The 21,150-nt window shown below is 37.4% G+C and carries 21 protein-coding genes and 3 tRNA genes; 11 read left to right on the forward strand and 13 right to left on the reverse strand.

Going from position 1 to position 21,150, the window contains the following annotated elements:
- Positions 1-39 precede the first annotated feature (39 nt).
- The 8 genes from aroQ to IO90_RS10355 all read right to left on the reverse strand — a co-directional run bounded on the left by aroQ (position 40) and on the right by IO90_RS10355 (position 3,946).
- Entirely contained in the window at positions 40-447 is a 408-nt protein-coding gene (gene aroQ, locus IO90_RS10320; protein ID WP_034966178.1) for a type II 3-dehydroquinate dehydratase, read from the reverse strand.
- Between the two features lie 81 nt (positions 448-528).
- On the reverse strand, positions 529-1,128 hold the full coding sequence (locus tag IO90_RS10325) for a hypothetical protein (protein ID WP_034966180.1): 600 nt from the start codon (positions 1,126-1,128) through the stop codon (positions 529-531).
- A gap of 3 nt (positions 1,129-1,131) precedes the next feature.
- Positions 1,132-1,752, reverse strand: a complete 621-nt coding sequence (locus tag IO90_RS10330) for a hypothetical protein (RefSeq protein ID WP_034966184.1) — start codon at positions 1,750-1,752, stop codon at positions 1,132-1,134.
- Between the two features lie 123 nt (positions 1,753-1,875).
- Positions 1,876-1,947 (reverse strand) — tRNA-Glu (locus IO90_RS10335).
- Positions 1,948-2,052: 105 nt separating this feature from the next.
- Positions 2,053-2,124 (reverse strand) — tRNA-Glu (locus IO90_RS10340).
- 11 nt (positions 2,125-2,135) lie between these two features.
- Positions 2,136-2,390 carry a 30S ribosomal protein S20 gene (rpsT, locus tag IO90_RS10345; protein WP_034966187.1) on the reverse strand — a complete coding sequence of 85 codons (255 nt, stop codon included), beginning with the start codon at positions 2,388-2,390 and terminating at the stop codon, positions 2,136-2,138.
- Between the two features lie 223 nt (positions 2,391-2,613).
- On the reverse strand, positions 2,614-3,426 hold the full coding sequence (locus IO90_RS10350; RefSeq protein WP_034966190.1) for an anti-sigma factor domain-containing protein: 813 nt from the start codon (positions 3,424-3,426) through the stop codon (positions 2,614-2,616).
- A gap of 1 nt (position 3,427) precedes the next feature.
- Entirely contained in the window at positions 3,428-3,946 is a 519-nt protein-coding gene (locus tag IO90_RS10355) for an RNA polymerase sigma factor (protein WP_051878522.1), read from the reverse strand.
- A 348-nt stretch (positions 3,947-4,294) separates the two neighbouring features.
- Here IO90_RS10355 and msrB point away from each other — a divergent pair, with 348 nt between their 5' ends.
- The 4 genes from msrB to IO90_RS10375 all read left to right on the forward strand — a co-directional run bounded on the left by msrB (position 4,295) and on the right by IO90_RS10375 (position 7,112).
- Positions 4,295-4,810: a peptide-methionine (R)-S-oxide reductase MsrB gene (msrB, locus tag IO90_RS10360; RefSeq protein ID WP_034966195.1), complete on the forward strand. Its 516-nt coding sequence runs from the start codon at positions 4,295-4,297 to the stop codon at positions 4,808-4,810.
- A 112-nt stretch (positions 4,811-4,922) separates the two neighbouring features.
- A complete protein-coding gene (locus IO90_RS10365) occupies positions 4,923-5,492 on the forward strand; it encodes a fasciclin domain-containing protein (RefSeq protein ID WP_051878524.1) in 570 nt (189 codons plus the stop codon).
- 70 nt (positions 5,493-5,562) lie between these two features.
- A complete protein-coding gene (locus IO90_RS10370) occupies positions 5,563-6,273 on the forward strand; it encodes a ferritin-like domain-containing protein (RefSeq protein WP_034966197.1) in 711 nt (236 codons plus the stop codon).
- Positions 6,274-6,302: 29 nt separating this feature from the next.
- The gene (locus IO90_RS10375; RefSeq protein ID WP_034966199.1) at positions 6,303-7,112 is read left to right on the forward strand and encodes a ferritin-like domain-containing protein; all 810 of its coding nucleotides are present in this window, start codon (positions 6,303-6,305) and stop codon (positions 7,110-7,112) included.
- Positions 7,113-7,259: 147 nt separating this feature from the next.
- Here the strand turns inward: IO90_RS10375 and IO90_RS10380 are convergent, their stop codons facing one another.
- The 4 genes from IO90_RS10380 to IO90_RS10395 form a co-directional block, all read right to left on the reverse strand.
- On the reverse strand, positions 7,260-8,327 hold the full coding sequence (locus IO90_RS10380) for an SDR family oxidoreductase (protein ID WP_034966200.1): 1,068 nt from the start codon (positions 8,325-8,327) through the stop codon (positions 7,260-7,262).
- An 83-nt stretch (positions 8,328-8,410) separates the two neighbouring features.
- Positions 8,411-8,992, reverse strand: coding sequence for a Crp/Fnr family transcriptional regulator (locus IO90_RS10385; protein WP_034966203.1), 582 nt, complete (start codon positions 8,990-8,992; stop codon positions 8,411-8,413).
- Positions 8,993-9,053: 61 nt separating this feature from the next.
- Positions 9,054-9,125: transfer RNA gene (locus IO90_RS10390), tRNA-Glu, on the reverse strand.
- A gap of 59 nt (positions 9,126-9,184) precedes the next feature.
- Positions 9,185-10,474 (reverse strand): N-acetylmuramoyl-L-alanine amidase family protein, encoded by a 1,290-nt coding sequence (locus IO90_RS10395; protein WP_410492593.1) that lies wholly within the window; start codon positions 10,472-10,474, stop codon positions 9,185-9,187.
- A 36-nt stretch (positions 10,475-10,510) separates the two neighbouring features.
- Here IO90_RS10395 and IO90_RS10400 point away from each other — a divergent pair, with 36 nt between their 5' ends.
- The 3 genes from IO90_RS10400 to IO90_RS10410 all read left to right on the forward strand — a co-directional run bounded on the left by IO90_RS10400 (position 10,511) and on the right by IO90_RS10410 (position 14,108).
- A complete protein-coding gene (locus IO90_RS10400) occupies positions 10,511-13,132 on the forward strand; it encodes a putative LPS assembly protein LptD (RefSeq protein WP_034966207.1) in 2,622 nt (873 codons plus the stop codon).
- A 129-nt stretch (positions 13,133-13,261) separates the two neighbouring features.
- Positions 13,262-13,642, forward strand: a complete 381-nt coding sequence (locus IO90_RS10405; RefSeq protein WP_034966211.1) for a RidA family protein — start codon at positions 13,262-13,264, stop codon at positions 13,640-13,642.
- A gap of 1 nt (position 13,643) precedes the next feature.
- Positions 13,644-14,108 carry a hypothetical protein gene (locus IO90_RS10410; protein ID WP_034966213.1) on the forward strand — a complete coding sequence of 155 codons (465 nt, stop codon included), beginning with the start codon at positions 13,644-13,646 and terminating at the stop codon, positions 14,106-14,108.
- A gap of 37 nt (positions 14,109-14,145) precedes the next feature.
- On the opposite strand, the gene asnB is transcribed toward IO90_RS10410, so the two are convergent.
- Positions 14,146-15,807, reverse strand: coding sequence for an asparagine synthase B (asnB, locus tag IO90_RS10415; RefSeq protein WP_034966215.1), 1,662 nt, complete (start codon positions 15,805-15,807; stop codon positions 14,146-14,148).
- 567 nt (positions 15,808-16,374) lie between these two features.
- On the opposite strand from asnB, the gene IO90_RS10420 reads away from it, so the two are divergent.
- The 4 genes from IO90_RS10420 (at position 16,375) to ruvB (ending at position 21,137) form a co-directional block, all read left to right on the forward strand.
- Positions 16,375-17,661: an adenylosuccinate synthase gene (locus IO90_RS10420; RefSeq protein WP_034966217.1), complete on the forward strand. Its 1,287-nt coding sequence runs from the start codon at positions 16,375-16,377 to the stop codon at positions 17,659-17,661.
- Between the two features lie 142 nt (positions 17,662-17,803).
- Positions 17,804-18,361: a YMGG-like glycine zipper-containing protein gene (locus tag IO90_RS10425; protein ID WP_034966218.1), complete on the forward strand. Its 558-nt coding sequence runs from the start codon at positions 17,804-17,806 to the stop codon at positions 18,359-18,361.
- 58 nt (positions 18,362-18,419) lie between these two features.
- Entirely contained in the window at positions 18,420-20,027 is a 1,608-nt protein-coding gene (locus IO90_RS10430; RefSeq protein ID WP_051878526.1) for an LIC_10190 family membrane protein, read from the forward strand.
- Between the two features lie 87 nt (positions 20,028-20,114).
- Positions 20,115-21,137, forward strand: coding sequence for a Holliday junction branch migration DNA helicase RuvB (gene ruvB / locus IO90_RS10435; RefSeq protein ID WP_034966222.1), 1,023 nt, complete (start codon positions 20,115-20,117; stop codon positions 21,135-21,137).
- The last annotated feature ends 13 nt before the right edge of the window (positions 21,138-21,150 follow it).

Raw genomic sequence — 21,150 nt, forward strand, 5'->3', positions numbered from 1 at the left:
TTTAAGACTGATAAAAATCTATGTGCCTATGTGGTCAAATTACTTCAAACTCAGAATTGCTAGTCTATAACCTTTCATTCCGAAACCAGAAATCACAGCATCGCAACTTTCAGCCGTCACAGATTTCTTGCGAAATTCCTCACGTTTGTAGATATTGCTGATATGAACTTCAATTTTTGGTAGTTTGATATTCTTAAGGCAATCCGAAATCGCGTAGGAATAGTGCGTGAAAGCTCCAGGGTTGATCACCACAGCGTCGAAGTTATCTTCCTGCAAACGGTTGATCAACTCACCCTCGATATTGGATTGGTAGTAAAACAAATCATCAGATCCGAATTCATTTTTCAAATCCGAAAGATAATCTTCCATAGAAACCGAACCATATATTTCCGGCTCACGCGTTCCGAGTAAATTAAGATTTGGACCGTTGATGATGAGGATTTTCATTGATTTTTTTTTAAATTAATGTAAAAATAAAAAATCCCCAGAGATTTCTAAGGATTTTATAAAGATATGTTTGTATTGCAATTATTTAAAAAGATTATTCAAATCCTTTTGAGCCTTATCAATTCTTTCGTTCGCTGCTTTTTTTGTTTCTTCAGTAGATTTTTTGAGGTCGGCCTTTACTTTTTCAGCTTCCACTTTCGCATCTGACACTTTTTTATTCGCATCTTCTACAAGTTTTGCTTTTTCAGCGTTCACTTTATCTTTTATTTCTTTTGCTGTATTGTCTATTTCAGCGTTTGTTTTTCCAGTGATGATGCTATCAGTTTTCTTAATTGCATTGCTTACGATACCACTTGAAGTATTTCCTAAGATTTGGGTAGATGTTGCCAGATTGTTTTCATATTCGGCTTTCACCGTTCCACCTTCTGCTACATACACGTTTTTAGATTCCACATATTTGTCTTGTGCTTTTTGCAATTCGATTTTCGCCGATTCTATTCTGGCTGGGTCATTGCTTGCAACAGCTGCTTGATAATTTTGTTGAGCTGTCGCCAATGCCAAAGCCGCATCTTCATAAGATTGTGTGAAATCTATTTTTACATTTGCAGTATCATTTTTTTTGCAACTGTTGGCAGTCATAACAATTCCAGCTAACGCCAATGTTAAAAGTGTTTTTTTCATAAATTATGGTTTGTTCATTATTTGTTGTGTTAATTTTTGTAGCTCTTGGTTTTCATCAGACTCGGAGATGTCTCCGTTCAGCCTTTTTATTTCGAGCGTGTTCACTTGTTTTGCAAGACTTAGGTAAGCCAAATACTTTTCCAAGATCTGCGTTTTTTTCTCTGCGCTTGCATTGGCGGCGTTGGCGCCTTTCACAAAAGTTTGCAGATTGTCGTTACACAAAATATATGCCTGAAAAGCATTGGACAGAAAATAATCGCTCACCAGAGAATTGGTTTCAAGATTAGTATAAAGCTTCGGTATTTCTATTGGTGAGTATTGGATGATCTCTGCAACGTCAACACCTTTTTTCGCAGGATTGAGATACATTCCTTGGGTTTTCATTTCACTGTTTTCCAAAGAAAGATTTGTAGCATCTAATAGTTTAACTAGATTTTTTTTCTGATTGATGTCAGATAAAATGGTGTTAAGACTTAAGGCAAAAAAGAAACCGATAAAAGTTGAAATCAATGAAATGAAAAATTCCAAGGTTCTTCCTCGCTTGCTTCGGAAACCATCAAGCAAAGTGGAGTTGATGAGGAAGACAACAACTAAGATTAATAAGATAACGACTAAAATATACATAAGTGTTTTTTTTGATATTGAAAAATAATGGTAGAATTCAATTAACTATCAACGATAGAAGAATCAAATTATTTTGTTTTTAAACCAAAAAAAATCCTTAGAATTTTTCTAAGGATTTTTAAGTAGCCCGTAGGGGAGTCGAACCCCTCTTACCAGGATGAAAACCTGAGGTCCTAACCGATAGACGAACGGGCCTGATTAATTTTTCTGTTATTTATCATCTGCATTCTGATTGTAAAAGACAGATTTTAAATGTTTCATAAAAAATACCTTCAGAAAAATTAGTGAAGGTATTTTAAGTAGCCCGTAGGGGAGTCGAACCCCTCTTACCAGGATGAAAACCTGAGGTCCTAACCGATAGACGAACGGGCCAAGGACTTATATTAAGCTAAGCTGTTTACGTGCTTAGTTAATTTGCTTTTTAGGTTAGAAGCTTTATTCTTGTGAATAATGTTTCTTTTAGCTAATTTATCAAGTAAAGAGATTACTCTTGGTAATTGCTCTACTGCTACTGCTTTATTCTCCTCTGTTCTAAGAGTTTTCAAAGCTGTTCTTGCAGTCTTGTGGTTATATTTGTTACGAAGTCTTCTTACTTCGTTTTGTCTGATTCTTTTAAGTGCTGATTTATGATTTGCCATATCGTTCAAATGTGGGTGCAAAGATAAAAACTATTTTTTAATTTGCAAACTTTTTTTAAAATTAATTTATATTGCCTGATCGAGGATAATCTATTCTTTAAATCATTTTAATGATGACTATTGGGCATCATTCTTTTCTCCCGTAAGGCGATGCAAAAGTATGTATATTTTTTAAAATTCAAAATATTTTGAATGATTTTTATAGAAATTTTTAGAGTTAGAATCAGATAGTTCCCATCACCACCATATTTTCCATCGTCGGAGATGTGCTACCTCCCTGCTTTTCAAGGGTTATGGCAAAGGCTTGTGCTTTTGGAATATTTGATAGAATAATGACAGAATCTTTCTCTTCTGAGTACATTCCTGCATCCACAGGCTTGCCATCTACCAATGCCCAAAGTTGATATTGCATCCCTTTTGGTGCCTTTGGAAGATTTTCTGCGTTTAGATAAACGTTTTTGGATTCCTTGTTCCAATATACGATTGCTTTGGAATCAGGATGTTTTTCAACGCCGTTCAATGGAACTGAAAGAATATTTGGGTCAGTAAGAAGTGCTAATTTCTCTTGAGATTTCTGCAATGAGAGATCTTGGGTCTTCTTTTCGGATTGCAATTGTGCGATTTCCTTTTTATTATCAGAAATATCACTGATCCAAAAGAAATTCCCTAAAATACTTATAAGGAACAATACAGAAGCCGCGATCGCATATTTCTGCCAATTGATGGTTTTATTAGGATAGATCTCAGGATTTATTCCGTATGTTTTCTGCTCTTTTTTATCAGCTTCCAACTTGGCTACCTCCGAGTTTTGATCACTTTGCAATCTGTCCCAGATTTTGGTTTGCAAATCGTTAGGCGGTGTAACAGCTTGAGCTGTCGCCAGATCTTCCAAGGTTTTTTGTGCTTCCTCCAATGCTGTTTTTACCTCAGCATTATTCTTCATTACACACTCCAAGATGCTCGCCTCCTCAGGAGAAGCAAGACCTAGAATATAAGATTCTAAGATTCCGGATGATATGTATTCTTCTATGTTCACTTTATTTATAATCTTTTAGTAGATCTTTCAGTTTGATTAGAGCTGTCCTCATTTTGGTCTTTATGGTACCTAGCGGAACATTCAGTTTTTCTGATATTTCGTTTTGAGTATAACCTTGATAATACGCTAAATTAATCATTTCTCGTTTATCAACGTCCAAATTCGCCAGAACATCATTGAATCCGATAAAATCCGAAGACTTATTGGTCGTTGAAAGTTCCGTGCTGTTATATACGAATTCTGGCAGAGATTGGTTTTTGAGTTCGTTTTGGAAAGACTTGGATTTTAGATAATCAATCGCCGTATTTCTGGCAATATTGATCATCCAGGTGTAGAATCTGCCCTTGACAACGTCGTATTGATGGATGGAGTTCCATATTTTGACAAAGACATCTTGGATTATTTCTTCAGTATATTCTTTTGACTGTACTATCCTGAAAATAACACCATACAACGCACCGGAGTAGTGGTTGTATAAATATTTGAAACCTGTTTCGCTCTTTTTTCTGAGCAGTTCCAAAAGTTCATCTTCGGAATAGGCTGTTTTGATAATCTGTTATTTTCAATCCAAATATAGAAAAATTATACCAATAATGATTTATTAATTCATTTTGTTAAATTTTGTTATCAGTGTCACATTGTTTTAAGAAATTTTGGGCGCCTTTATCCGCCCTCCACTCCCAATCTTTTTTGCTCCACCATTTCATTTGAGGTAAACTGTATCCTTATGCAAAAAAGGATTTCCGTTCAGGTCGGGGCGCGCTTCGCAGAGGTGAAACATTTCATTTCCAATTTATAGTTTCCATAAATTACGGAACTAAAACCAATTTTTCTTCCAGCTCGTAAGTAATGATAAATATTTACGACAATGAAAAAGCTTAAAAAAATATTCCTCGTCAGCTCCGTCGCCTTGATGCACGGAAACATCACCGCACAATCCGGAAACTTCAAAACCAAAAATCCATACTATTCGAAAACCGAAACCTCAAAACTAAAGGTGAGCAACGAAGAGTGGAAAAAGATTTTGAAACCAGAACTATATCTGGTAGCAAGAGAAGCGGCAACAGAAACCGCTTTCACAGGAAAGTTTTATGAATTTGACCAAAAGGGAACTTACTTCTGCGCTGTCTGTGGCAACGCATTATTCCTTTCCACTTCCAAATTTGCAACTACTTGTGGCTGGCCATCATTCTACGAACCCATTCGGAAAACCAGCGTGATCTACAAAAAAGACACTTCTCATAATATGGAAAGAACGGAGGTGCTTTGCGGAAGATGCGATTCCCACCTTGGTCATATCTTCGATGATGGACCTGCGCCAACCGGAAAACGATTCTGTATGAATTCAGTTTGCTTGGATTTTGTTCCTGTCGCTAAAAAATAATAGACTGATTATTAGTGGTTTAAAATAAATATTCAATTATTTCAATCCAAAAGTAAACTTTAATCGTAACTGCACTTAACACACAAAATATTAATATTAAAAAAATAAAAAAATGAACCCAAGAACAAAAATCGCAGCTTTCGGAATGATCGCGTTATCATTCGCATTCAGCGGAAATGTGGCTGCACAAGCTACGAAAGAAAAAACGGTAATGGTAGGTGGTGCTGCAATGTACCCTTCTAAAAATATTGTAGAAAATGCAATGAACTCCAAAGATCACACAACACTTGTGACTGCAGTGAAAGCGGCAGGATTGGTAGAAACGTTGCAAGGGAAAGGTCCTTTCACGGTTTTGGCACCAACGAACGAAGCTTTCGCCAAACTTCCGGCAGGGACTGTTGAAAGTCTTGTGAAACCAGAAAACAAATCGACATTGACCAAAGTTTTGACTTACCACGTTTTAGCAGGAAAATACAATGCAAAACAAATCTGGGCAGCGGTAAAAGCCGGCAACGGAAAAGCAGCAATGAAAACTGTAGAAGGTGAAGAAGTAACATTTTGGACCAAAGGAAATGACCTCTATGTGAAAGATGGAAAAGGAACAAGCGCGAAAGTGACCATAGCAGACGTAAACCAATCCAACGGCGTGATCCACGTGATTGATACAGTTCTGATGCCTTAATAATGACTGAAACCAGCATAATAAATAATGCTGGTTTTATTTTTTTAAACCAAACTTTAAAAATAATATTATGAAAAAAACAATCAGCGTGTCCAGTGGCTCAGCTACTTTGGATACCAACAGAAGAAACTTTTTGAAACTCAGTGGCGTTGGACTTGCGTTGGCAGGACTTGCACTGGTGGGTTGTAATGACGACGATGATTTCACAATCATTGACAACAGCGTTTTTGATCTAGGAAAAGGCGACGTAGGTGTTTTGAATTATGCTTATGCACTCGAGCAATTGGAGGCGGATTTCTACAGCAAAGTAGTTAACAGCTTCTACACAGGAGTTTCGGAGGCGGAAAGAACAATTCTTACAGATTTGTATCACCACGAGGTAATCCATAGAGATTTCTTCAAAGCGGCAATTGGTGGCGCGGCCCCGAACAGTATTCTGCCAACTCTGGAATTCCAATATCCTAACGTGGATTTTAAAAGTAGAACTTCTGTTCTTGCAACTGCGAAAGCACTAGAAGATACGGGTGTTGCCGCTTACAATGGTGCAGGGAAATATATTACCAATCCAGATTATCTTGTTTTGGCAGGGAAAATTGTTTCGGTAGAAGCAAGACACGCTGCTGCGATTCGTGATCTGATCAATCCAAAATCAGCAGATTTCTCTGGCGATGATGTGATCAACGCGATGGGATTGGATCTTGCAAAAGAACCGAAAGACATTGTGACTGTAGCAGCAGGCTTCATCAAAACGCCATTCACTTGGAAAGAGAGAGGTATTTAATTCGTTATTAATTTCAAAAATTTACTATTATGAACATTCTTAAGATATTAGACAAGCTCTCTGATGACAAATTCTTCACAGGAGAAGCTTCAAGATTACAAACTTTAACTGGTATTGCTGACTTTGGAAAAAAAGCAGCCGTTGCATCTGTCCCACTTGGACTAGGCGTATTGATGTCAACACCAGCAAAAGCAGAAACTACAAGTACAAGCGCTACCGCATTCAAAACACCGCTGACGGACGCTTTGCAATTGGCACTGACATTAGAATATTTGGAAGACGAATATTATCGAATGGGCTTGGCAAAAGCAGGGCTTATCCCAACTGCGGACAGAACTGTTTTCTCTCAAATTTCAAAACATGAGACGGCACACGTTGCATTTCTTAGAACAGCATTGACGTCATTAGGAACAACGCCAGCTACAAAACCAACTTTCGATTTTACAGCTGGAGGAAATTTTGATCCGATGAATGACTACCAACAATTTATGATTTTGGCGCAAGCTTTTGAAGATACGGGTGTAAGAGCCTACAAAGGACAAGCTGGAAACGTAATGTCCAACAAAGATGTGTTGACTGCAGCTTTGCAAATTCACTCGGTTGAGGCAAGACACGCTTCGCAAGTTAGAAGAATGAGAGCGCAAAAAGGATGGATAGAATTGGCAAATGGCGGTAATATGCCAGCAGCAACAAATCCGGTTTATGCAGGAGAAGGTGTTACGAACCAAGCTGGTTTCAACACGGCAACAGCATTTGGTGCGGAAGCAGGTTCTGCAGCTTATGACGAAGTAATGAGTGGTACAGATGCTGCGACAATTGCTGGATTATTCATTGCATAAAATTATACATAAGTGGTGATAGTTTATTGATCCTTTTCCTTTATTGGGAAAGGATTTTTTTGTTTTAATTGATGATGGAAATCAGTTTAATCAAATAAAAAAGGATCAACAAAAATATTGATCCTTTATAATAGATGACCTTAGATTTTAAGGAATTATTTTTTCTTCTTTTAATTTTCTAAATAGATCTTTAAAGGAATCTAGTGTGCTTTGATAAGATGTAAATCCAAGTTTTCTGCTATTCGCCATATCCGTCATTACCTCGATTGGTCTTCCGAGGTCAAGATCTGTATGCCAAGCTGAGGCGATTTTTGACAGGTTATTTTCTTTGAGATGATATTTTTCAGAAATATTTTCCCAAAGCTCCTGATCATTTTGAAGTTCTTTTTCCAAAGGTCTGATATTATTATCAAAACCTTCAAACTCGATTTGAAAGTGATCTGCGATTTTTTCCCAAAGCCACTTCCATCGGAAGATATCTCCGTTTGTAATATTGAAAGCTTGATTTTTTGCACCTTCGGTTGTAGAAGCCCAAATCAATTGTTTGGCTAAGATTCTCGCATCGGTCACATCAGACAATCCATTCCACTGTGCGGAAGATCCGGGAAAGATAAATTTACTGCCAGTTTCTTTGCAAATACTTGCGTAAATAGCCAATGTAGTTCCCATATTCATCAGGTTTCCAACGGCGTATCCAATAACGGTGTGTGGTCTGTGAATGCTCCAAGTAAAGCTGTCTCTTTCCGACGCTTCATAAACTGCATCTTCCTGAGCATAATAGAAATTCGGATATTCCAATCGTGGTTGCTCCTCTCGAAGTGGTGTTTCTGGTAACGAACCCGATTTTGCATAAGCTTCAAATGGACCCAGATAATGTTTCAGTCCTGTAACCAAAGCAACGTGTTGAACAGATTTTTTGGGAGATAGAACATTTAAAAGATTTCTGACCAAGGCGCTGTTGACCTTGATGTTTTCTTCTTCGGTCTCATTTCGCATCCAAGTCGTAAAGAATATGTGGGTAGGAGAGATGTTTTCCAAGGCGACCTTTAGATTGTCCTCATCCAGCAAATCCGCTTTTACAGGAATCAATCCTGATATGTTTGAATTGGGATTTCTTGCCAATCCGTATGTTGTCCAGCCATTTGTGACCAATTCCTGAGCAAGATTGCTTCCCGTGATTCCGGTGGCTCCGACAACTAATGCAATATTTTCCATAAAAAAATGATTTGATTGCAAAGTTAGAGACCTCAAACCCGACAAAACTTGATGTAGGTCATCAGTTTTAGTTAATTCAAATTTTATTGAAGGGAAATCTTTTTCCTGATTCTGCTGACTGTTTCGGGACTTAAACCAAGAAAAGAAGCGATCAGCGCGTGAGAAAGTTTCTGGGTTATTTTAGGATGGCTTTCGACCAATTGAAGATATTTTTCTTCTGCGGTGAAATTATTAGAAATGATCAATCTGTAATCTTTCGTCACCAAACTATTTTGATAAAGAATTCTAAAATACCTGTCCATTATTGGAATTCGCAAAGTCAGTTCCTCGTAATTCTCCCGACTTATCATTAACAATTCTGAGTCTTCAATCGCATCAATATTAAGAAAAGCTTTTTCGTGATTAAGGAAACTATTGAAATCTGAGATCCACCAACCGTCAAAAGCAAAAAGATTGATCCGTTGATTTCCTTTTTCGTCCAGGATATAAGACTTGAGAATGCCTTTGCTCACGAACGTCAGGTTTTTGCAAACTTCCCCTTCCTGTAGCAGATATTCTTTTTTATGAAGTCTTTTATGAGTGAAAAATGATTTTAACAATTCAATCTGATTTTCATCAATGTCAACTTTTTCTCGAATGTGGGATATTAAAACATCGAACATCATATCATTTAATGTAAATATATAACAAAAGCGCCTTAGAAAAGCGCTTTGTTGTTTTAAAATGTAGCCTATAGGGGAATCGAACCGCTGTTGCAAGAAAGAAAATCTTGAGTCCTAACCACTAGACGAATAGGCCGTTTGGCGTTGTGGACTGCAAAAATAGAGACTTTATACAGTTTAGGCAAATGATTTTGTCTATTTCAATTTTTTCTCGATAATCGTATTTGTGATTCCTTTGCCCTCCAGATCTTTCTGAGCTTTGATAGCATCTTCCAGAGTTTTGTATTTTCCATGGGTATAATAGAAAATGCCGTTTTCCTTGTTTCTGGTCATATCTGGAAGCGTTTTCATTATGATAGACTTAGAATCCAACTTGTCTTTTCCAGCGTAGATTTCCAATGTGTAATAACCGCTTCCCAAAGATTGATTCGGAACAAAACTGATGGCCATGGAGTTTCTGAATCCTGCATCTTTAGCCGTTTTCAGATTCGTGTCTTTTACGGAGGCAAAGTTTGTGGTGCCATAATAATATTTGTAGAAACCATTTTCTTTGATTGGCAAGATATATTTCAAGCCTTTCAATGCTGGGTCTTCGTCTGTGTATTTTGTTGGCGAGCTCATCAGCAAGATTCTAAAATCATTTTTCAATGGTTGCTCCGCTGGTTTTTCTGGCTCAGGTTCTTTTTGGTTTCTGTCTACCAATTTTTTATAATTTACGATAGCGTTGAAGATACTCTCTGCAATGGACTGTTGCCCATCTTCTGTAGAAATGTATCTAGCATCGTCATAATTATTTACGAATCCAGTTTCGATAAGAATGGATGGCATTGCATTCATTCTCAAAACGTGCAGGTTGGCTTGTTTTACACCTCTGGATAGTCGTTTGTCTTTTTTAACAAAATTATCCTCGATCATTCCACCAATCGTGAGACTTGCTTCAAGATATTTGCTTTGCTGAATTTTTAGTGCAATTAGAGATTCCGGAGAACTGGGATTGTACGATGCAAAATTTTCCTTGTCCTTTTCGTCAAGGAAGATTACGTCGTTTTCTGCTTTTGCAACATCAAGATTGGCTTTGTTTTGATTCGGACCTTGTACGAAAGTCTCTGTTCCTTGCGCTGTTGCGGTTCTGCTTGGTGAAGAATTTACGTGGACTGAGATGAAAAGGTCTGCTTTGCTTCTGTTGGCAAGGTCGGTTCTGTAAGTTAACGATGGATATTCATCAATTTTTCTCGTGTAGATGACTTTGTAGTCTTTGTTTTTTTCCAACATTCGGCCAAGTTTGAGAACGATACCCAAGGTGACCATTTTTTCCTGTACTGTTCCGATGTCCGAGTAGTTTCTATTGGCTCCTACATCGCTTCCACCATGACCTGCATCTAGGACAACCGTGAATTTTTTCTGCGAATGGAGGCTACCAAAACCAATCAAAAATGTTAACAGAAAAAAAAATTTATTATAAAGTGTTGGCCTAATCATTTTAATCTTTAAAATTTAATTAATTTTGAACCCAATTTCAGAATGACTGCATTGGCTCGAAGTATTTTCAAAAGTATATTACTAATTTTAAATATCCTAATTTTTAACAATATTTTAGCACAAATTGTGCCTCAAAATACTGCTGGAAATAATGGTGTTCAAGATTCATTAAATATAACCAGAAATTCCGTTGGAATTAAAAAAGACACCATCATCCCAAAGGAACAACTGGATGATGTCGTAAAGACCAGAGCTGAAAACAAAAGCAGTTCCTCCATCTCCAACAAGCAGACTTTCCTCAACAAAAAAGCGCAGATCATCTATCAGGATATGCAGATAGATGCAGACTACATCCGTATCGATTGGGAAACCGGAAAGATCTACGCAAGAGGTGAGCAAGACGAAAAAGGAAAAATTACGACGCCCGCAATAGCTACACAAGGTGGCAAAAAATTTGAGTACAGCGAGGTGATCTATAACTTCAAAACCAAACAGGCCATTGCCTTCAACGCTAGAACGGAGGAAAGTGAAGGTGTCATCGTTGCAGAGCGAACCAAGAAGTATGATGACTCGGTTTTTGTAATGAGAAATGCGATGTTCACGACAGACGAATATTTCCTTAAGAAGAAAGATTCCCTCGCGGATTATCACATGTCGGCGCCCTACATCAAACTATTGAAAGGAAAAAACAGTTCTCAAATAGTGACTGGACCTATCCAAATGTACATTGAGCAAGTTCCGACACCATTAATATTACCTTTCGCCATTCTTCCTTTTTCTGATAAACGATCAGCGGGGATTTTGATCCCGAGTTTTGGAGAAAGACAAGATGTTGGATTTTTCCTGAATGGATTAGGTTATTACCAACCAATCGGCGATCATTTCGATTTGAAGATTCTCGCAGATGTTTATACGAAAGGAAGTTGGAATTTGAAACCAGAACTTAATTATCTCAAAAAATACAGATATTCCGGAAACTTCGCAGCGGATTACGGTTATACAGTCCGTGGAATCAAAGGCTTGGATGATTATTCCAGAACCAAAACGTTCAGGATTGCGTGGCGGCATTCTCAGGATTCAAAGGCAAATCCGTATTTTACATTCAACTCGAGTGTGGATATTGTGAGCAGTAGATTCTATAATAATACAGTTAATAATAATTATATCTTCAACGAGAATGTTCTGAATACGCAACAGACTTCGAGAGTGAACGTCACCAAACGTTTCTTAAATCTTCCCGTGACGATAAGTGCGAGTATGGCTTATGCCCAGAATTTTGCTACTGGACTTACGGATCTTCGTTTGCCGGATATGACGGTGGCGATCAATCAGTTTTATCTTTTCAAACCGAAGACCGGCGTGCGAACTGGTTTGTTGGAGAATATCAACGTGAATACTGGATTGGCATTAAGCAACTATGTGCAGACGACAGAGGACAAGCTCTTCAAGAAAGAAATGTGGGACGAAATGAAAACCGGCGCGAAGAACAACATCTCGATGTCCACCAATACAACCGTTGCGAAATTTTTCACATTCTCGCTTAGTGCCAATGCAGACAATGTAGTGACGACCAAAACACTTGAGAGAAATTATAATCCAGTTACAAATGCTATAGAAGACAAATTTAACAAAGGGATTGCCGCTTACTCCACATTCTCAGCGAGTACAAGTATGCAAACCGTTTTGTATGGGCAGAAAAACTTTAGCAAAAATTCTCCGATTGTCGCAATTCGACATATGATCACGCCAAGTTTCAGTTTCACTTATTCTCCGGATTTTGGTGAGGCCAGTTGGGGTTATTTCAGAAATTATTCTAATTCGAGAGGGGAGATGGCTCCGTATTCTATATTTGACAATGGAATCTATGGAGCTCCAACTTCTGGACTTACGCAGAGTTTAGGATTTAATATTAATAATAATCTGGAGATGAAGGTAAGATCCAAATCGGATTCTACGGGCGTGAAAAAAGTGAAGATCTTTGAAAACTTAAATATCTCTGGAGGCTACAACTTTGCAGCAGAAAGATACAAATGGTCTGTCTTTTCTGTGAATGGACAATCTTCTTTCTTTGATAATAAATTGAATGTCAACACCAGCCTTACGATAGAACCTTACGAGATTGTTTTCCAGGACGGAAGTAATGTTGGCGAGAGAACGGAGAACTTTGGACATTTTAGTTTGCAGGGTTTCAATCTTCAATTGTCGTATCCAATGAGTGAAGCCATCTTCGGCAAAAAAGAAGAAGCCTCGAAAAAATATAAGAAGAAAGGTGAAATCCGAAATGAGAATTATTTCTTTGATGATGATAATTACTCCCACTATTCTCCAACATGGACTTTGAACATCAACGGAAATTATTCCTACACAAGAGGATTGACTCGACTTGGTCAAAAAGTTGCAACGCTTGGTTTGGACGGAAGTATCAAACTGACACCATATTGGAATATCAATGGAAGTACTAACTATGACATTCAAAACAAAGAGTTGGGCTACACACGACTGGGATTTGCGAGAGACCAGCGTAGTTTTACGATTACATTCAACTGGGTTCCGTTTGGGCAGTACAAGGTCTATGATTTCTTTATCGGAATCAAAGCCAACATCCTGAAAGATGCGGTGAAATATAAAGAAAGAAGTTTCACGCAACCCAACAGCAGTTTTTAGAAATGTAGTGCTAGAAATTCGAAGAATGTCAATTTATAAGTTGCTAAAATGCGGAATCAAGAAAACTTCCGACATCTAACTTCCAACTTTCGACTAATTTATATAGTTTTGTAAAAATTAATATTAAAAATGAAGAAAATCATTCATACATCAGAAGCTCCGGCTGCGATCGGCCCTTATTCTCAAGCAACTTTGGTCAATGGAACATTATACATTTCCGGACAAATTCCTGTAGATCCGGAAACTGGGAAATTGGTAGAAGGCATCCAAAAAGAAACGCATCAGGTCATGAAAAACTTGAAAGCCATTTTGACTGCGACCGATATGGACTTTAGCAATGCCGTGAAAGCTTCTATCTTCCTTAAAAATATGGATGATTTTGCTGAGGTGAATGATATCTACGCTTCATACTTCGAAAACGAAATCTACCCTGCGAGAGAAACAGTTCAGGTTTCTTGTCTTCCGAAAAATGTGGACGTGGAAATCTCTATGATCGCTTTCAAAGATTAAAATGAATTTCTGTAGGAATACTTTAGGTGTTTTGGCTGGCTTGGTGGTCGCTGCTCTCATTATCACGTTGGGGATAAAGATTGATTCATCGTGGATCACCTACAAGCAGTTTGCGCCGTTTGAGCATTGGGAAACCTTGCTTCGGTCTGTGCAGCACAAAAATTCCTTCTTCGTTGCGCTTTTGTTTTTCGGTGGATTGGGAGTGACTTTTGGTGGCGTTGTAACGGCAGTGATTGTAAAATATGCGAAGGTTGCCTACGCTATTTTAATAGGCTTCATTATGTTGTTCATTGCGATGTTGGATATTATCATTTATCCTTATCATCCTGTGTTCTACAAAATATCCATCTTCCTCATCTTCTTCCCATTCTCCTGGATCGGCGGAAAAATTACCGAAGTCATCTACGAAAGACGAAAGAAAAGAGAAAAGCAATTGTTACTAAAAAATAAAAAACCACAAGTCTAATACTTGTGGTTTTTCTTTGTAGTTAGTGTATGTTAGTTTAATAAGCCGTCTCGTGCACTTTCACCGCTCTTCCGCTTGGATCATTGGCATTTTTGAAAGCTTCATCCCATTCCAAAGCAACGGGCGTAGAACAAGCTACTGATGGAACAGATGGAACACAACTTGCGGCAGAATCACTTGGGAAATGACTTTCGAAGATCGTTCTGTATCTGTATTCCTCTTTGCTCATTGGCACATTGATTGGAAATCTGAATTTCGCATTCGCCATCATTTCGTCTGTGATTTCATCTTCAGCAACTTGTTTCAAAGTGTCGATCCAAGAGTAGCCGACACCATCGCTGAACTGCTCTTTCTGTCTCCACGCAATACTTTCTGGCAACAAGTCTTCGAACGCTTTTCTAAGGACCCATTTTTCCATTCTTTCCGGCGTGATCATTTTATCTTTTGGATTGATTTCCATTGCAATGTCCATAAATTCTTTATCTAAGAAAGGAACTCGCCCTTCAATTCCCCAAGCCATCAGAGATTTGTTGGCTCTAAGACAATCATACAAGTGAAGTTTTCCGAGTTTTCTCACAGTTTCTTCGTGGAAAGCTTGTGCAGATGGCGCTTTGTGAAAATAAAGATAACCGCCGAACAATTCATCCGATCCTTCGCCGGAAAGAACCATTTTGATTCCCATCGATTTGATGACTCTTGCCAAAAGATACATTGGTGTGGATGCTCTGATTGTTGTAACGTCATAAGTTTCCAAATGGTAGATCACATCTTTGATAGCGTCCAAACCTTCTTGAACTGTATATTTAATTTCGTGGTGAACAGAACCGATATGATCTGCCGCTTTTCTTGCCGCTGCCAAATCTGGCGAACCTTCCAATCCAACTGCAAAACTGTGCAATCTTGGATACCAAGCTTCTTGAGTATCGCCACTTTCGATTCTTTGTCTTGCATATTTTGCCGTAACAGATGCGATAATAGAAGAATCCAAACCTCCGGATAGCAAAACACCGTAAGGCACATCGCTCATTAATTGTCTGTGGACAGCTTCTTCCAAACCTTTTCTGATGGCTGCGATGTCGGTCGGATTATCTTTTACATTGTCGAAATCTGTCCAATCTCTTTTGTACCATTGTTGAAGTTCCTGTCCTTCTTTGCTGTAAAGAAAATGTCCAGGCAGAAATTCTTCAATCTTGTTGCAAACGCCTTCAAGAGATTTCAGTTCGGAGGCTACGTAGAAACTTCCGTTTTTATCCCAACCCATGTATAATGGAACGATTCCCATATGATCTCTTCCGATGAGGTAAGCGTCATTTTCTTCGTCATACAAAGCAAATGCGAAAATTCCGTTTAGTTTTTCTAAGAAATTTTTGCCGTCTCTTCTATATAATGCCAAAATCACTTCGCAGTCAGATTGAGTCAGGAATTCATAATCCGGGAATTCTAATCTCAATTCTTGATGGTTGTAAATTTCACCATTCACAGCTAATGCGACTTTATTATCTTTTGTGAACAAAGGTTGTTTTCCAGATGTTGGATCCACGATTGCCAATCTCTCGTGAGAGAAGATCACATTGTCGTGTTGGTAGATCCCTGACCAGTCCGGACCTCGATGTCTGATTTTTTTTGACATTTCCAGTATCTGAGGTCTTATAGATTCGTTTTTTTGTTTAGTGTCAAAAACACATACAATTCCGCACATTTCTTTATTTGTTTTTGTTTTGATTAAAATTATAATGCAAAAATAGGTGAGTTAATTCAAAATCAAAATTATATTTGCTTTTATATTAAAAAAATTAATATAAATATTTAAATTTAATTATTAAATTCCGATTAAGTATTGAAATACATTAATCTTCTTTATATTTTATATTAATAATAGTTTGATTTGGAATTTATTCAAGAAAAATGTAAATGTATTATTACTTAATGCAATAAATTAAAAACTTCAAAAAGAACAAAGTGTATATTTATGTGGTTTTGTGTTTAAAATTTTAAAAATAAAAGATTATTGTATTAATTTATTCAAGTGATATGAAAATTTATTGTTTTTTCTTAGGATATATTGTAAAAAATGTACGATTTTTGCTCCGAAAATTGTATTGTAAATGTGGGATAAGAAATTATCTCAATTGCATTTATAATTTTTTTTCATCATTTGTGTTTTTGCCCTCTTATTTTCATCGATAAGAGGGTTTTTTGTGCAATCGATTTTGTCATGCAGTATTTAAGATTTAACTTTGTAAATAATCTAATAAAAAAGAAAAATATGTCAACTTACGTAGTTGTAGGTCTTCAATACGGAGACGAAGGAAAGGGAAAAATAACAGACGTTTTATCGGCGAAGTCAGATTACGTGGTGCGCTTCCAAGGTGGCGACAACGCTGGTCACACGGTTTACGTGGGCGATGAGAAGTTTGTATTGCACCTTTTGCCATCCGGCGTTTTGCAATGCAAAGGGAAATGTATCATTGCAAATGGCGTTGTTGTAAACCCGAAGGCATTCGTGAAAGAGATCAACCAAATCGAGAGCAAAGGTTTGCGAACAGATCACGTTTTCATCAGCAGAAGAGCGCACGTGATCATGCCATATCACATTTTGCTTGATACCTACAGAGAGGAGGAACAAGGCGGAACACAGATCGGAACTACAAAAAAAGGAATCGGACCTTGCTACGAAGATAAGATTGCAAGAATAGGAATCCGAATGATCGATCTTTTGAACCCGGAAGTGCTAAGAGAAAAAATCGAGAAAAACCTTAAGACAAAAAATTCACTTTTCGAAAAATATTTCGAGAAACCAACTTTGGATGTTGAAGAGATCTATCAGGAATTCATCGCGTTGGGAGAGTTGTTGAAAGACAGAATCGTTGACACCGAATTGGAAATCAATGAAGCCATCAAAGATGGTAAAAATATCCTTTTCGAAGGTGCACAAGCTTTGATGCTGGATATCGATTTCGGAACTTATCCTTACGTGACTTCTTCTTCGCCTTCTACAGGCGGTGTTTGTACTGGCGCAGGCGTTCCACCAACAGCGTTGCAAAACTTGATTGGGGTTGCAAAAGCGTACACGACAAGAGTAGGAAACGGACCTTTCCCAACGGAATTGGACAATGAATTAGGCGAGAACATCAGACAAATCGGAGCGGAATTCGGCGCTACAACTGGAAGACCAAGAAGAACCGGCTGGTTGGATCTTGTTTCTTTGAAGCACGCTTGTATGATCAATGGGATCAATAATTTGGTGATTACTAAATTAGACGTTCTGACAGGAATTCATCCTTTGAAAATCGCTACAAAATACAAAACAGAAGACGGAAAAATCATTGATTATTTTACATCTTCAACAACTAAATTATACGATTACGAACCGCAATATGAAGAGTTGGAAGGTTGGGACGAAGATATTACCAACGCAAGAACTTACGACGAACTTCCTGTGAATGCAAAAAAATACATCGAGTTTATCGAGGAGCATTTGGGAATCAATGTTTACTTGGTTTCAGTTGGGCCAGAGCGTTCGCAAAACATCATCAGAAAAGAACTTTTCTAAGATTTCAAAAAATATATTTACAAAGCTTTCTCTTTTGGGAAGGCTTTTTTGCTTAACAAACTTTAACAGCGAATTTAATTTTTGGAATAATAATTGAAAAGACTAATTCAATAATTCACTTTTTGTGATAAAATGAATGATTATGAAAAAGTTATTTTTAACAGGATTCGCAGCTGCATTGATTTTGACATCTTGTAACAAGGATGAAAAGATTCAGACTGCTTCTCTTGAACAGCAAAAATTAGATTATCAAGCCAGACAAATTGATATTGAAAAACAAAAACTGGCAATCGAAAAAGAGAAAATAAACTTCGAAAGACAAAAAGATAGTCTCAATAAAGTAACAGAAGAAAAAGAAGCTGAGAGACAAGCTGAAGCCAATAGAGTTGCCAGAAAATCTACACCTAAGAGAAGTTCATCATCTGGGAACTCAGGTGGAGGAAGCTCATCTTCATCAGGATCAACTGCATCGAATTCCGGAACGTCTAGCTCTGCAGGAACGACTGCAAATCAGAAAAAAGGATGGAGTGGCGCTGCAAAAGGAACCGTAATTGGAACCGTTGGGGGAGCCGCAGCGGGAGCTATTATTTCTAAGAAAAATCCAGGTCTAGGCGCTGTAATCGGCGGTGTTGCAGGTGGTGCGACTGGATACACAATTGGTCGTGCAGAGGATAGAAAATCTGGACGCGTTCAGAAGTAAATTCTTCATATATATATTTAACACGGAAAGATTGCTTATTTTTAGGCAATCTTTTTTTATGATTTTTATTTTACTCACTGTTTTTTCACTGTTGGCGATCAATTTCGGAAACGGATTGATCGTCAGAAATATCCTCAAAATCGAGACTCGAAGTTTTGTTTTGATTTCGTTTTTGGGAATGATGGGTATTACAATGTTTGAGACGATTCTCGCGTTCTTTTTTCCGCTGGGTTCAATGATAGAATTAATTTTTATCACAATTGGATTGCTTGGAATCATTTGGTTTTTGAAAAGCGAAAGATTGTCATTGTCAAATTTCAAATTCAATTTTTGGTTTTACTTTTTTTCCTTAGTTATTCTTTTTTCTGCTTCGTTTTCGCCGTATTTGTTTGATCATCAGAGTTATTACGTTCCAACGATTTCTTATTTGAAGGAATTTGGTTTTGTGAAAGGCATTTCCAACCTTGATTTGTTGCTGGGACAAACTTCATTTTGGCATATTTACCAAGCTGGATTTTCTCATTTTGTTGATCCGTTTTTAAAGATCAACGCCTATTTGTCAATCCTTTTTCTGATTTATATTTATGAGCGAAAGCAATATTTTTTATTGATTTTCCTTCCCATTTTTTTATTGTTCGTTCAACAGCCAAGTCCCGATTTACCGATTCTGATTCTCACTTTAATAGTTGTTAACGAATCGATTAACAAACAAGAAAGTCCAATAATTCTTTATTTGGCACTTTTTGCATTTTGCATCAAACCGATTGTGTTTTGGTTGCCACTTTTTGTTATTTTGAATTTTGTTTATCAGCATAAATTCAATTTTAAAGTTCTTATTCCAATAGTTATTTTCGGAAGTTTATCTGTTGTGAAGAATCTCTGGCTGTTTGGATTTCCAATTTTCCCGGTTTCTTTTGTCGATTTCAATTTGCCTTGGAAACCGAGTCAGGAGATTTTGACCTATTCCTCACAGATTGGTCTGATGAAAACTTATGATATGAAATATTCCTATCAACAAGTTATAGAATTTAATTTTTTTGATAAAATATACCATTGGTTTACAATTGGTTACAAGTCTGTTTTGAATGTTGGAATCATCGTTTCTTTAATGATCATTTCAATTTTTACAATTAGGGAAAAGAATAAATTTTATTATCTATTATTAATTTGTATAATCTTAAAAACAATTTTAATAATTTCATTTTCAGCGCAGTATCGCTTTTTCATTGATGTTTATTTGATCGCCATATTTTTAATTTTTAAGAATATTTCAGAAAATAATTCTGTTACGATTGCCGTTTGTCTTTCCGTATTTATTTCTGTGATCTTTACATTTCCCGGATTTCTTCAGCAGTTCAATATCGGAAAACGACTTTCAGATTTTAGTTGGTCTCAAATTTATAAACCAAAAGTCAGTTCTGTAATGAACTTCAATTCAGACTATCAAATAGGAAATTTCAAATTTGATGTCCCAAAATATCCATTTGAGAAAGATTTTTTTCCTTCCATCAATATCTATGATTTGAAACTTTATGATTATTACGGAGTCTTCCCGCAACAGATGGGGAATGATTATAAAGATGGACTTTATCAAAGAAAATTAACAGCCGAAGAGAAAATCCAATTGAAAAAAATCATCACCGAAACCGAAAATTACCAACCATAATTCCTTTATTTTTTCATTATCTTTGATTGATGATATACGTCAAGAATTATCATTTATCAAACATCATTCATCAATTATTTACAAACAATGCCCGATTTTTTACATCCCGATAAGGAGAATTATTCCAATGACGACTTGATTCAGGAAGAAAAAATTCGTCCGCAGAGTTTCCAGGATTTTGCCGGACAAAGAAAAACGCTGGACAATCTGGAAGTTTTTGTGGCGGCAGCGAAGAATCGTGGTGGTGCTTTGGATCACGTCCTTTTGCACGGTCCGCCAGGTTTGGGAAAGACAACTTTGGCAAACATCATTGCGAATGAGTTGGGTGTTGGTTGCAAAATCACTTCCGGTCCCGTTTTGGATAAACCAGGGAGTTTAGCTGGATTATTGACCAATCTTGAGGAAAATGACGTGCTTTTTATCGATGAAATCCATCGCCTTTCGCCGATCGTTGAGGAATATTTGTACTCCGCGATGGAAGATTACAAGATTGATATTATGCTGGAAACCGGTCCCAATGCACGTTCTGTCCAAATTGGACTGAATCCGTTCACATTGGTTGGCGCAACGACACGTTCCGGAATGTTGACCAAACCGATGCTCGCAAGATTCGGAATCCAAAGCCGACTGGAATATTACACCATTGAACTTCTTGGAATGATCATCGAAAGAAGTGCACGAGTTTTAGGCATCAAAATATACGAAGACGCCGCATTAGAAATAGCACGAAGAAGCCGAGGAACACCCAGGATTGCGAATGCACTTTTGAGAAGAGTTCGTGATTTTGCCGAAATCAAAGGAAACGGTGAAATAGAAATTGAGATCACAAAATACGCACTTAATTCGTTGAACGTGGATGAGTTTGGTTTGGATGATATGGACAACAAGATTATGCGCGTGATGATTGAAAACTTCCGTGGGAAACCGGTGGGAATTTCAGCTTTGGCAACTTCCATTGGCGAAAACCCTGAAACTTTGGAAGAAGTTTACGAACCATTTTTGATTCAGGAAGGTTTCATTATCCGAACGCCACGAGGAAGGGAAGTGACGGAAAAGGCGTATAAACATTTGAATATTGCTGTGCCAAGAAGACCGGATCAATTGTTTTAATTGAAATTGTTAG

Origin of the sequence: Chryseobacterium sp. FH1 (assembly GCF_000735135.1) — a bacterium.
In the GTDB taxonomy this organism is placed as follows: domain Bacteria; phylum Bacteroidota; class Bacteroidia; order Flavobacteriales; family Weeksellaceae; genus Epilithonimonas.

Bases quoted from the DNA above. Each gene is read 5' to 3' on its own strand.
- IO90_RS10400 (WP_034966207.1), top strand. From the start codon at position 10,511: ATGACTGCATTGGCTCGAAGTATTTTCAAAAGTATATTACTAATTTTA.
- IO90_RS10370 (WP_034966197.1), top strand. From the start codon at position 5,563: ATGAAAAAAACAATCAGCGTGTCCAGTGGCTCAGCTACTTTGGATACC.
- msrB (WP_034966195.1), top strand. From the start codon at position 4,295: ATGAAAAAGCTTAAAAAAATATTCCTCGTCAGCTCCGTCGCCTTGATG.
- IO90_RS10325 (WP_034966180.1), bottom strand. From the start codon at position 1,128: ATGAAAAAAACACTTTTAACATTGGCGTTAGCTGGAATTGTTATGACT.
- rpsT (WP_034966187.1), bottom strand. From the start codon at position 2,390: ATGGCAAATCATAAATCAGCACTTAAAAGAATCAGACAAAACGAAGTA.
- IO90_RS10375 (WP_034966199.1), top strand. From the start codon at position 6,303: ATGAACATTCTTAAGATATTAGACAAGCTCTCTGATGACAAATTCTTC.
- aroQ (WP_034966178.1), bottom strand. From the start codon at position 447: ATGAAAATCCTCATCATCAACGGTCCAAATCTTAATTTACTCGGAACG.
- IO90_RS10430 (WP_051878526.1), top strand. From the start codon at position 18,420: ATGATTTTTATTTTACTCACTGTTTTTTCACTGTTGGCGATCAATTTC.
- asnB (WP_034966215.1), bottom strand. From the start codon at position 15,807: ATGTGCGGAATTGTATGTGTTTTTGACACTAAACAAAAAAACGAATCT.
- IO90_RS10380 (WP_034966200.1), bottom strand. From the start codon at position 8,327: ATGGAAAATATTGCATTAGTTGTCGGAGCCACCGGAATCACGGGAAGC.
- IO90_RS10365 (WP_051878524.1), top strand. From the start codon at position 4,923: ATGAACCCAAGAACAAAAATCGCAGCTTTCGGAATGATCGCGTTATCA.
- IO90_RS10410 (WP_034966213.1), top strand. From the start codon at position 13,644: ATGAATTTCTGTAGGAATACTTTAGGTGTTTTGGCTGGCTTGGTGGTC.
- IO90_RS10425 (WP_034966218.1), top strand. From the start codon at position 17,804: ATGAAAAAGTTATTTTTAACAGGATTCGCAGCTGCATTGATTTTGACA.
- IO90_RS10420 (WP_034966217.1), top strand. From the start codon at position 16,375: ATGTCAACTTACGTAGTTGTAGGTCTTCAATACGGAGACGAAGGAAAG.
- IO90_RS10330 (WP_034966184.1), bottom strand. From the start codon at position 1,752: ATGTATATTTTAGTCGTTATCTTATTAATCTTAGTTGTTGTCTTCCTC.
- ruvB (WP_034966222.1), top strand. From the start codon at position 20,115: ATGCCCGATTTTTTACATCCCGATAAGGAGAATTATTCCAATGACGAC.
- IO90_RS10405 (WP_034966211.1), top strand. From the start codon at position 13,262: ATGAAGAAAATCATTCATACATCAGAAGCTCCGGCTGCGATCGGCCCT.
- IO90_RS10385 (WP_034966203.1), bottom strand. From the start codon at position 8,992: ATGATGTTCGATGTTTTAATATCCCACATTCGAGAAAAAGTTGACATT.